Annotated in this window: 7 protein-coding genes, 1 tRNA gene and 1 pseudogene; 1 reads left to right on the forward strand and 8 read right to left on the reverse strand. The window is 47.2% G+C overall.

Annotated elements, in window-relative coordinates:
- Window positions 1-24: 24 nt before the first annotated feature.
- The 6 genes and pseudogenes from polA to DXA13_RS18235 form a co-directional block, all read right to left on the reverse strand.
- Window positions 25-2,747 (reverse strand): annotated as a pseudogene (gene polA / locus DXA13_RS18220) (DNA polymerase I).
- Window positions 2,748-2,788: 41 nt separating this feature from the next.
- Window positions 2,789-3,136 carry a zf-HC2 domain-containing protein gene (locus DXA13_RS18225; protein ID WP_118246473.1) on the reverse strand — a complete coding sequence of 116 codons (348 nt, stop codon included), beginning with the start codon at window positions 3,134-3,136 and terminating at the stop codon, window positions 2,789-2,791.
- 34 nt (window positions 3,137-3,170) lie between these two features.
- On the reverse strand, window positions 3,171-3,305 hold the full coding sequence (locus DXA13_RS23310; protein WP_347559915.1) for a hypothetical protein: 135 nt from the start codon (window positions 3,303-3,305) through the stop codon (window positions 3,171-3,173).
- A complete protein-coding gene (locus DXA13_RS18230) occupies window positions 3,287-5,851 on the reverse strand; it encodes a response regulator (RefSeq protein WP_347559916.1) in 2,565 nt (854 codons plus the stop codon). Before DXA13_RS18230 ends, DXA13_RS23310 begins: the two co-directional genes overlap by 19 nt.
- On the reverse strand, window positions 5,848-6,078 hold the full coding sequence (locus tag DXA13_RS23315) for a hypothetical protein (RefSeq protein ID WP_347559917.1): 231 nt from the start codon (window positions 6,076-6,078) through the stop codon (window positions 5,848-5,850). The genes DXA13_RS18230 and DXA13_RS23315 overlap by 4 nt, the downstream gene beginning before the upstream one ends.
- A gap of 4 nt (window positions 6,079-6,082) precedes the next feature.
- Window positions 6,083-9,556, reverse strand: a complete 3,474-nt coding sequence (locus tag DXA13_RS18235; RefSeq protein WP_181995735.1) for a diguanylate cyclase — start codon at window positions 9,554-9,556, stop codon at window positions 6,083-6,085.
- Window positions 9,557-9,750: 194 nt separating this feature from the next.
- Between DXA13_RS18235 and DXA13_RS18240 the strand changes: the two genes are divergently transcribed.
- A tRNA-Leu gene (locus DXA13_RS18240) sits at window positions 9,751-9,833 on the forward strand.
- 275 nt (window positions 9,834-10,108) lie between these two features.
- On the opposite strand, the gene DXA13_RS21120 is transcribed toward DXA13_RS18240, so the two are convergent.
- Window positions 10,109-10,261 carry a hypothetical protein gene (locus tag DXA13_RS21120; protein ID WP_181995736.1) on the reverse strand — a complete coding sequence of 51 codons (153 nt, stop codon included), beginning with the start codon at window positions 10,259-10,261 and terminating at the stop codon, window positions 10,109-10,111.
- Window positions 10,262-10,628: 367 nt separating this feature from the next.
- Window positions 10,629-11,333, reverse strand: coding sequence for a GntR family transcriptional regulator (locus DXA13_RS18250; RefSeq protein ID WP_118246476.1), 705 nt, complete (start codon window positions 11,331-11,333; stop codon window positions 10,629-10,631).
- Between the last annotated feature and the right edge of the window lie 156 nt (window positions 11,334-11,489).

Consider the following 11,489-nt stretch of genomic DNA (forward strand, 5'->3'; position numbering starts at 1 on the left):
GCTGCAGTCTCATCCCATCTGGAATTATTTGGCATCGAACCAGGATTTTCCAGTGTTGGCTTCTACCTCCAGCGCAACCTTCAAGTCGGCCGCATGTTTCATTTTATCCTCCAGAACGGCCTTCACCTCGTCTACCTCGTTCTCCGCAGCTTCCACCAGAAGTTCATCGTGAATCTGAAGCACGATTCGTGAATTTAATCCCCTTTTTCTCAACTCCCTATCCACGGAAATCATTGCTATTTTCATAATATCTGCGGCCGTTCCCTGGATCGGAGAGTTCATGGCAACGCGTTCCCCAAAGGATCTCTGCATAAAATTGGCTGATTTCAGCTCCGGTATCGGTCTGCGTCTGCCAAACAGGGTCGTCACATATCCTTTTTCTTTCCCGTCCTCCACAAGGCCGTCCAGAAAATGCTTTACGCCCGGATATGTTTCAAAATATTTATTGATATATTCAACCGCCTCTTTTCTGGAAATACTCAGGCCCTCGCTTAGACCGAAGGCGCTGATTCCATACACGATGCCAAAGTTCACAGCCTTTGCGTTGCGCCTCTGAAGGGAGGTCACTTCATCTAATGGAATATGGAACACCTGTGACGCGGTAATCGCATGGATATCCTGAGCTGTGCGGTATGCCTCGATCAGGCGCTCGTCTCCCGACATATGGGCCAGAATTCTCAGTTCGATCTGAGAGTAATCGGCGTCAATGAAAACACAGCCTTCCTTAGGTACAAATACTTTCCTGATCTCCCGCCCCAGTTCCATACGGACAGGGATATTCTGAAGATTCGGTTCGGTGCTGCTGATACGTCCTGTAGCCGTAATTGTCTGGTTGAATTTTCCATGAATGCGGCCGTCTTCTCCAATATAGGCGGCAAGCCCTTCCGCATAGGTGGAATTGAGTTTTGTCAGCTGCCTGTAGTCCAGAATCATCTGTACGACCGGATAATCGGGAGCCAGCTTTTCCAGAATGTCGGCTGCCGTAGAGTATCCGGTCTTCGTCTTCTTTCCGCCCTTAAGTTCCATCTTTCCAAACAGGATTTCGCCCAGCTGCTTCGGAGAATTGATGTTAAACCGTTCTCCCGTCTCTTCGTAAATTTTCTGCTCCAGCTTCTCTATTCCGGATTTGAGCATATCTCCATATTCCTTCAGCTGCCCGCGTTCTACCTTCACACCTTCCTGCTCCATATGGAACAGACTGTATATCAAAGGCATTTCGATGGTTTCAAAAAGCTCCATCATTCCTGCCTCTTCCAGACGTTCTCTTAAAGGTCCAGCTGCCTTCCATGCCACATAGCTCATATAACAGGCGCCTGTAACCGCTTTTTCTTCCCCTTCTGCAAGTGCTTTTCCAGCAGGAATCTTGCCGAGAAGGTCCGTCTCAGACGGCACGGTCATGCCGAGATAATCTCTCGCCAGGTCGTCATATGCATACGTATCCTTCAGCGGGTTGAGAAGATAGCCTGCAACGCCTGCATCCATAACTCTGCTGTCATCCTCCAGCATGAGATATGGAAGAAGGCTTTTTAAATCCAGTACCCAGGTGCTGCCGTCACGCCTGCACAATTCTCTCGCCGTATTTTCCAGCCACTCCGGGGTGATCTCCTTTTCCGAGGTGATACAGACCGTATCTTCCTCTCCCATGCAAATTGAAAGGCAGACGGCATACTTCTCCTTCCCCCTCGCTTTTTTTCCGATGCCCAGCTGGCCGTTTTCATCAGCAAACATGGACAGCTGGCCCTCTTCTTTTCTGCCCGCTTCGTCAAACAGAAGCTGAAGACCGATAACCTGGCTCTTCATTGCCCTTGCCACAGCCTTCTCCCCTTCTTTTAAGGCTGCAGTCTTTCGGAAGGACGACTCTGCCGTTACAGTATTCCTGGCCGCCTCACCGAACCTTGTAAGAATGGATTTAAATTCCAGACGCTTCATATATTCGTATGCTTCCGGTGTATAAAGGTCTTCCAGCACGGCCTTTTCATAGGAGAATTCAATCGGGCAGTCAATGCAGATCGTCGCCAGCTCTTTGCTCATCTTTGCCATATCAAAGTTGGCTGCCAGCGCTTTCTGCGCCCTTGGCGGCTTGATTTCTTCCACATGTTCATACGCATTTTCGATGCTCCCGTATGAGACGATCAGATTCGCCGCCGTCTTTTCCCCAATGCCCGGCACTCCCGGGATATTGTCCGAAGCATCCCCCATAAGCGCTTTTACATCAATGAATTCTTCAGGCGTCACCTGATATTCCCGCTTCACATCGTCAGGATAGTAATCTTTGACCTCCGTCGTTCCCCGGCTCGTCCTTGGCATACGGATTTTGATTTTCTCATCTGCCAGCTGAAGGAGGTCCCTGTCACCGGAGACAATGGACACCTCTACGCCATTCTTCTGCATGCGCTTCGCTACCGTTCCAAGGATGTCGTCTGCTTCATAGCCTGGGAGCGTCAGAATCGGAATCTGCATGGCAGCCAGCACTTCCTTCATAAGCGGCACCTGTTCCCTCAGTTCCTCCGGCATGGGTTTTCTCGTCCCCTTATACTCCGCATACATTTTATGGCGGAATGTCGGTTCCTTTAAATCAAAGGCCACAGCAAGATGGTCCGCTTTCTCCTCGTCCAGGATTTTAAACATAATATTTAAAAATCCATACACTGCATTTGTATGGATTCCTTCTGATTCGTAAGGTCCGGGACACCATAAAAAGCCCGGTTTAAAATACTGTGCCCGTCGATTAATACTAATTTTTCCATTCTGTTCTCCTAAATCTGCAATTTTTAATAACGCCTTCTATTCAAAAGATTCCGTTCTGCCACCATATTCTAAGCTGCAGAAGCAGAATCACCAGTATCCCCAAAAGGCTCAGCGTATTGGCCACATATCTGAGAACCGTCAGAACATGGACCTTTTTCAGACGCTCCATGGATGCTTCAAGCGCCTCATCCAGAGCGCCCTTAATATTATACGTACCGATGTCGCTGTCCAGCTGTCTTAAGCCGACATAAACGGTGAAATAAATTTCCAGTTCTTCGCGGCAGTTTTCACAGCTGTTTATATGGAGCAGAAACTTCTCCAGTTCTTCATCACTTAAATTATGGTCAATGTACGGAATAATCATTCCCTCTGCTTCCTGGCATGTCATCTCTGCTCACCTCTTTTCAATCTCCTCACATGAATCAGCAGTATTTTTTCAGTTCTTCTATAAGTGTCTTTATATCTACCGGTTTTACAAGATATCCCGTCATTCCGGCGCTGTATGCGAGATTTCTGTCCTCGTCAAACGCGTTGGCCGTCATTGCCAGAATCGGCACAGAGGCGGCGTCTTCCCTTTCCAGGCTCGTATGGTTCTGGTTGCTTGAAGGCCATCCATCACAGGCATACGTACGTCCATCAGCACCGCGAAGTATGTTCCTGCCGGAGAGTTTTCAAATCGCTCCACTGCAATCCGGCCGTTTTCCGCCGTATCAACTACAATATTGTAAGTTTCCAGAAGCGATTTTGCAATCTCCATATTCAGCTCGTTGTCCTCCACAAGCAGCACCCGTTTTCCGTCGAACCAGTCCTCCGGCTGCTGCTCCATCTCCCTGCCATATTCTCCGTTCTCCAGATGAGAGAACACATGGTAGATTCTGGACTTAAACAGCGGCTTTGCAATAAAGTAATCGGCTCCTGCCTCTCTCGCTTCCTTTTCGATGCTGCTCCAGTCATATGCAGATATGATGATGATTGTAGTATCTGGCCCCGTTATCGTTCGGATTCGTCTTGTCGTTTCGATTCCATTCATCCCAGGCATGCGCCAGTCAATCATCGCAATGTCAAAATACCATCCCTCGTCGACGGCCTCCTGTACCTCCCTGACCGCCTTTTCCCCTGAGTCCACATAGACGCACCTGGCGCCTATATCAGTCAAAATTGCCGTTGCCTCTTCTCCCACATAAACATCGTCATCAGCCACCAGAACCCTGGTTCCCTTCAGAAGCTCCCTGTTTTTCCGTTCCCGTTCCGCTTCCAGGTCATCGTCCGTCACCCCCAGAGGAAGCGTCACCTGAAAACTGGTTCCCCTTCCCTTTTGGCTCTTGACGTTGAGAAAACCGCCCATCATATGTACGAGATTGTATACAATGGAGAGTCCCAGTCCGCTTCCTGCCTTATTTCTGGCGCCTCCCTGCTCTTCCTGCTCAAACGGCTGAAAGATCTTATCCATAAATTCTTCCGCCATTCCGATTCCATTGTCACTGACCGTAAAGTCCAGGTAGGCAAATCCGTTCGTTCTCTTTTTTTCTTCCAGCTCCAGTACGATTATTCCGCCCTCGGGCGTAAATTTCAGAGCGTTGGACAGCAGGTTCATGACGATCTGCTTGATTCTCAGCTCATCGCCTATGTAAAATTTTTCCAGAGGTTCTTTATGATGCACCTCGAAAGAAATATTTTTATTCAAAGCCTGAGGATAGATAATGGAGACAATTTCCTCGAAAAAAGCGGAAAATTCAAACGGCTCCCTGGACAGCTCCATTTTTCCGCTTTCAATCTTTGACATATCCAGGATGTCGTTAATCAATGAGAGAAGGAATTTTGAAGACGCGTCGATTTTATGAAAGCAGTCCTTAACCCGCACCGCATCATCGTACTTCAGCTGCCCGATTGTGGTCATTCCGATAATCGCATTCATCGGTGTACGGATATCGTGGCTCATACGGGAAAGGAAATCGGTTTTCGCGTCGCTGGCCGCTCTTGCCGCCGCCAGCGCGTCTCTCAGAAGCTGTTCCTGTCTGGCCTGTTCCGCCCGCTGTTTGTCCAGCACTTTTACGAGTTCAATGGCCAGCATGTCAGAGCCGACCGGATTTTCCACATTGATAATCTGGATCGAAATCCAATGATATTTCCCGTCTACTCCCTCTTGCCTGACCTCCATATAGAGTTCATGTTCGCCGTCCGCAAATTTTTTCATTATATTTTTCCTGGACATGAAGGCGCAAAAATCCTCCCGGTAAGACGGATACGTATACTCTGCATTTACCGATACCATCTCGTCAAATACACCGGTGCGTTCTCCCACAAAGCTCTGCTGCTCGGCCAGAAAACAGTTGTATTGATTTTGTGTCAGGTTGATGCTCACGATCAGCGGATATGCCGTACACGTCGCCGCCCTGAGATAATAGTTTTCAATCAGCCGCTCCTGCTCCTGAGCTGTCTGGAACGCCTTCAATGCCGTAATATCCATAAAAATAGCCTGGATTACATCCTGTCCGTCCGCATTGATCAGCCGTTCCATCAAAACGCTGATCCATCCATGAGAGCCATCCAGCCGGATCGCTTCTCTCGTATAGGAAACAAGGCCGGATCCAAGGCGGAGCCCTTCCAGAATTTTTTCAATATTCTCCCTGTCCTTTTCCATTACCATCTGCACAGGCGAATTCACCCTGCTGCGGTATTCTTCTTCTGAAGAATATCCGTAGAATTTCCATACCATAGAATTCATGCTGACAATGCGGTGTCCACTGTCAGGTGTAAACTGCAAAATCCCGCACGGAATTGAATCATAGAGCTGTTTCAGAAACCCGGCCTGCCTCTTAAGATCCTGGTTCGCTTCAAATATCTCCCGTTCTCTCTGCTCCAGAGTATCCTGCAGCCTGTCAAAAGCTTCCTTAGCCGCAGTTACAGGAAAGAGCTCGTCGTCTTTAATGTCCGAATAGTCCACAGAATTGTGTATATGGGCACTGAACAGCTTCCCGTTTTCTTCTTTAAAAATAAAGGTCACTCTCTGGTGAATCCTAAAATACATCCCCGTATCTTTTTTCGGTTCCATCCAGCTGTTGCCTTCACACAGGTAAACGTCTTCTGCCAGTTTTCTTGTCACAAACTCAATATCCGTTGTATCACATGGGATCGTTGCATCTTTGCCTGCACGGAAAAACTCCGCGACCGCCTCACGCCCCTCTGCAATCTGCTTTTCACCGGCGCCATCCAGACAATATCGGGTGTAAATGTGGAAATCAGGAATTCCACATCGCCTTCACAAAAATAGCTGCGCAGTATCCTGTCCGCAAATGCCTCTATTTCTCTCTTTTTCTTATCACTAATCATTGATTTACAGCTCCTGTTTCTGCTTCATTGTCTGCACGGAAATGAGTTCCCGTGTAACATCTGTCAGCCTGTCTTCCGTTCTCTTTTTAAATAAGAACGTGCCGATCACCTTTGCCACCATAGACAGCACGGAAATCTGTTCCCTTGTCCACCTTCTGCTTACCGTACAGTCGTCGAATCCGATGAATCCGGCGAATTTCCCTTTCTCCCATATGGCACACTGGAGAATGGATTTGATATTCTGACTTTCCATAAACCTCCTGGTGCGGACAGGAAGACTCCTGATATCGGAACAGTAAAAGATGCCGTCCGTGCCGAATAGCTTCCGGTACTCGTCCCGCCCTCCGATTTCCTCATATGAGAAGTTCCTCAGGTTTTCCGTTCTGGACGGAATCCCTTCCCAGCACCATTCAAACGTATTGCTGCCATGCAGTCCGTCTTCGTCATTTTCAAATATGTAAACGCGTCCTACGCCGAACAGGCCGCCGATTTTTTCCAATACCTCTTCGATTGCTTCTTCCACATGCTCCGCTTCATAAAGCTCCATATATACCTGTTCCAAAAACGTATTTAAGGTTACGGACGGAGCATCGCTGGATTCGATTCTTGTATTCGCCGCAATTCCTGCGGTCCCCGCTCTCCTGTCTGCGCAGCCGCCTCCCTGATAGTGGGCAAAACCGTTTTTTCCTCCTGCCTTTGCCTCATATAAGGCATAGTCGCCGCGTTCAAACAGCGCCTCAAAATCACATCCGTCCTCTGGGCAAATGGCAATTCCTGCGCTGCAGGAAAGAGATATTCCTTCCATTTCCTCTCTGAGCAGCCCATGGATTGCACCTATCACCTTTCCAATCCTCGTTTCCGCACTCTTAAGGTCCGGTATGCCGCGCATAAGAATCATAAATTCATCGCCGCCGATTCTGGAAATAATGTCGCCGCTGCGGAACAGCCTGCGCAGTTCTGAAGCGATTTCCTGAAGGGCTTTATCCCCAAACATATGACCATAGTTGTCATTCACATATTTAAAATTATCCACATCCAGAATAATCAGGGCTGCCCGCTCATCCTCCGGCCTCTGGGAAAGGTACCGCTGCACGATCCGCTGTCCGGCATTCTTATTATATACCTGCGTCAGTCCGTCTCTTTCCGCCTCGTGCTTCAGCGCTTGCGAAAGTCTTTTTTCTTCGTCAATGTCCATGAGAACGCCGACAACCTTAAACGGTTTTCCGTCCCCGTCGAACTGCGCAGCCGCCCGGATCTTGGACCATATATACCGTCCTCTAGAATCCGCAAGGCGGAATTCTATTTCTGCATACGGTACGTTAGATCTCATATCCCGAATCAGCTGCTCCATCTCCGGAGCGTCCTCCGGATGAACATGGGAAATCCTTGGAATGCGGATACTTGCCTCTGCGCTGATGGGCACATACCCAAATTTGCGTTCCCAATTCGATGAATATGTAACATAATCTGCTTCCATATCCCATTCAAAGATAATATCATTGGATTGCTCCATAATGATCCGATGTCTTTCAAGGGTCAGGCGAAGCTCTTCCTGTGCCTGTTTCGACTGGGTAATATCCACCACCACACAGAATATCTTCTCTTTCCCGTCTCCGTTATCCATACGCCTGCTCTTATCAAATACCCATATAACCTTTCCATCTTTTGTCGTCAGCCGGTACTCCATTTCCATTGAATTTCCCGTCCTCAACTGTTCCCTTACCTGCTGAACTACGGTCCGCCTGTCATCGGGATAAATCATTTCAATATACTGATTGTGAAAGATCGCTTCGATCTCGTCTCTGGTGTAGCCTACCATACTGTGAAAACCTTCATTCATCCCCAGAATCGTAAAACCACTGTCGTTCAGGCAGGTATGCACGCCGCCGAGGAGGTTAACGAACTCCCATTCTTCCGGCCATTCCGCCTCCGGAATCTCCGCCCGTTCTTTCCTTATTTCTGCTCCCTGTTCCTCCCATATCATCATGATACGCCTTTGATATGGATTCTCCATATCCACGCGCAGCAGGACAGCCGTGCACCAGTAATACCGGCCGCTGCTGCGCCTGCATATGCGGAATTTCCAGCTTTGCTTCATCAGTCCATCGTCCAGAAATTCCTGAATATACTCATCTGCCAGCCTTCTGACCGTTTCCCTGTCATCCGGGTGAATCGACTGCTCCGCCAGATTATGAAGGGCATCCTTAAAATTCTTTCCCGATTTCAGTGCCTCAAAGTCTGTATTGGCCGTATATATCACATGATACTGACCGCTGATGAGATCAGCCTCTACAACGGTATCGTTCATGTAATGCAGAAGCGTGAAGTACTTCATCTGACTCATATGAAGCGTATCCATCCCATCATCCTGCATAAACAGCACAGGATCTTTTTCGCAGCTCTTTTCCGGCTCCTGCTGTTCGCTGTCCGCATACTCTTCAGACAGCCTGGAAAAAGACTCTTCTACATTCTTAAAACATTCCAGCAGCTTCGGAGAAAAATCTCCGCATTCACCGTTCAATATCATATTGCTGGCCTGTTTTGGGGCAATCGCTTTGCGGTACACGCGATCTGTTGTCAGCGCGTCATAACAGTCCGCAATCCCGACTACCTGTGCACATACAGGAATCCTGTTTCCTTTCAGACCGTCGGGATATCCTTTTCCGTTCCAACGTTCATGGTGATACCGGCAGATATTGTAGGCATACTTGAGATAGTCACGGTCGCTTAAGCGGTCGAGGTTTTCCAGCATCTCGCACCCCTTAACGGTATGGGTTTTCATGATATCAAACTCTTCCTCTGTCAGCTTTCCCGGCTTATTCAGAATGCTGTCCGGAATCGCAATTTTTCCTATATCATGCATGGAAGAAGCGCTGGAGATCAGCGCAATTTTCCGCTCATCCAGCCCGAATTCCGGGCAGCATCTGGCTACATCCTCCAACAGCACCCGTGTGAACATCCGAATCCGGTGGATGTGGCGGCCCGTCTCCATACTCCTGTATTCGATCACGGAAGAAAGGGCATCGATCATAACGGAATTCGACTCCATCAGTTTATATGCCTGCCGTTCGATCAGCTCCTGCTGATTCAGCTTGCGCAGATTAAGGTCAATCACGTTCTCTACACGTTTTTTAACTACATATGGTTCAAAAGGCTTCATAATCAGGTCTGCAGCGCCCAAATCAAACGCCCTGACCTCATTTTCTGCAGAGCTGTCGGCTGTGATCACGATTACCGGCACCTCTGCCAGTATTCCGTTTTTTCTGAGCTCTTCCAGAACCTGATACCCGTCTTTAACAGGCATAATTAAATCGAGCAGTACGACTGTAATCACTTCATGGTACTGCTCCAGAAGAATAAGCGCCTGCTCTCCATTCTCAGCCTCTAACAAATTATAATCCTGTTCAAAAATCCCACATAGTATGGCACGGTTTATTTCCTGGTCATCAACAATGAGAATTGTATCCCTTTTTCCCATAAGCGTTTTCTCTCCAGTCTTACAGTGATCTGCCCGGTTTCTTCTTATCATTTATTTCCAGTCCAGAATAACACTTTTAAGCGCGAAAAGCAACCCGGAGGGCCTCCAGGCTGGAACAATTTTACTTAAATTTGCAAAAAACTGTTGCAATTTAATAGGTTTTTTGTTAATATAATTGTCGGCGATTCAAATGAGCCGGCCTGTCGGAATGGCAGACGAGGTGGACTCAAAATCCATTGATGGCAACATCGTGCGGGTTCAAGTCCCGCGGCCGGCACTCCTTGGCAGGGGCGAAAGCCCTGATCGATTCATGTATATATTTCCATGGATCGATCAGGACTTTTTTTTCTTTGTAGCCATGGGAATCCTATCGATTCTTCTGCTGCGTCTATTTTCCTATCAGGGACACAGCTGCATTCCTGTATTCCCTGTAATAGTGATAGAATTTCACGGCCTACCGCTTTGGAAAAAGCATCAGCTATATTCCCTGTAATAGTGATAGAAAACAGGCAGCCACCTGCCTCTCAGCAAAACATGGCTGCCTGTATCTGGTTAGATTAACCTCACCGGATCTGTAAATCCGACTACTCTGACATAAGGAGGCATCGTATATATACGGTCTTCTCTTAATGTTTTGTTTAATACATCCTTTTTTTCCGTTCCCCTTTCATTTACAGCAGGTAATGGTTTTCCTTCTTTCTTCATCCTGTTTTCTCCTTTCAGAAAGTCTCCTCACCGTATCACATGATGTATTGCCTGTATCAGTGGGCGCACAATAATATGCAATATATTGCTAATTTCAAACCACTCCTTTCCCGTTCTGCTGTCCGCCCGCTCTCTTTGTTGACCAAAACAATACTTTATGTATTATTATATACAGTCCATCTCAGGAAGTCAATTCCCAGACCTGAATGTTCACAGATAACATATCCCCACCACACCCATAAAAAGCAGCCCGGAGGGGATTTTTTGTTACACAGAATATTTCGGAGAACTTTCCTGTGTAACAAAAAAAGATTACGCAATCGCGTAATCTTTTCCCAAAGAAGGCTGCTGCAGGCTGCCTGTCCCTTCATTCTTTTGTATTTCCCGGACATGAACTCGTCTTCAAATGATTCATGCTCTGAATCTGGACGACCGTTCTCTCCCAGTTATTCTTCATTTTCAAACCCGCCGTAAACCCGTCTTTCCGTTCAAACGCTTTAATCATCTGTTCATGATCTGATATGGATTCCTCAAGTGAAGTTCCATCTTTAAAGAAACAATACTCCAGCCTCTGTACATGGATCCAGAGCGTATTGCAAAAATCCAGAATATATTCGTTGCCCGACATTTCGATTATATAGCTGTGGAATTCCCTGTCCGCTTCGAATATATTCAGTACATCGTTTTTTTCCCTTACTTCCGCCGCAAAACGTTCGTTTAATTCCTTCAGTCTGGCAATATTCGCCTCACCTGCATTTTCCACCGCCATCCCTACGGCCAGCTGCTGAAGACAGGCCATCGGAGCATACCATTTTTCAATATTTTCATATTCCAGTTCCGAAACGACCGTAGACCGGCCCGGATAAGATTTTACAAGCTTCTGCATTTCCAACTGAAGCAGCGCCTCCCTGACAGGGGTTCTGCTCACATGAAACAGAGCGGCAATATCGCCGTCCGATATCTTTTCTCCCGGCCTGAGCTGTCCCTCAATAATCCATTTTTTCAGCATTTCATACACTTTCTGCTTTGCAGAAACTTTCCTTATGTCATGCTCTTCCTTTGGTAACGGCATTGTTATCACCTCTGATCTTCCTGAAACAAGTATAACAAAGATACCTTTTTATGTAAATATGATTTCCTTTCTAAATCTATTGACTTTTCTATATTGCAGCCCTATAATGAACTTATATAATACATTTTGTTTTATTTAATACTAATTTATTTCGTT

Source organism: Clostridium sp. AM58-1XD, assembly GCF_003464085.1.
Classification (GTDB): domain Bacteria; phylum Bacillota; class Clostridia; order Lachnospirales; family Lachnospiraceae; genus Lachnoclostridium_A.

Bases quoted from the DNA above. Each gene is read 5' to 3' on its own strand.
- DXA13_RS18235 (WP_181995735.1), bottom strand. From the start codon at position 9,556: ATGGGAAAAAGGGATACAATTCTCATTGTTGATGACCAGGAAATAAAC.
- DXA13_RS18250 (WP_118246476.1), bottom strand. From the start codon at position 11,333: ATGCCGTTACCAAAGGAAGAGCATGACATAAGGAAAGTTTCTGCAAAG.
- DXA13_RS21120 (WP_181995736.1), bottom strand. From the start codon at position 10,261: ATGAAGAAAGAAGGAAAACCATTACCTGCTGTAAATGAAAGGGGAACG.
- DXA13_RS18225 (WP_118246473.1), bottom strand. From the start codon at position 3,136: ATGACATGCCAGGAAGCAGAGGGAATGATTATTCCGTACATTGACCAT.
- DXA13_RS23315 (WP_347559917.1), bottom strand. From the start codon at position 6,078: ATGATTAGTGATAAGAAAAAGAGAGAAATAGAGGCATTTGCGGACAGG.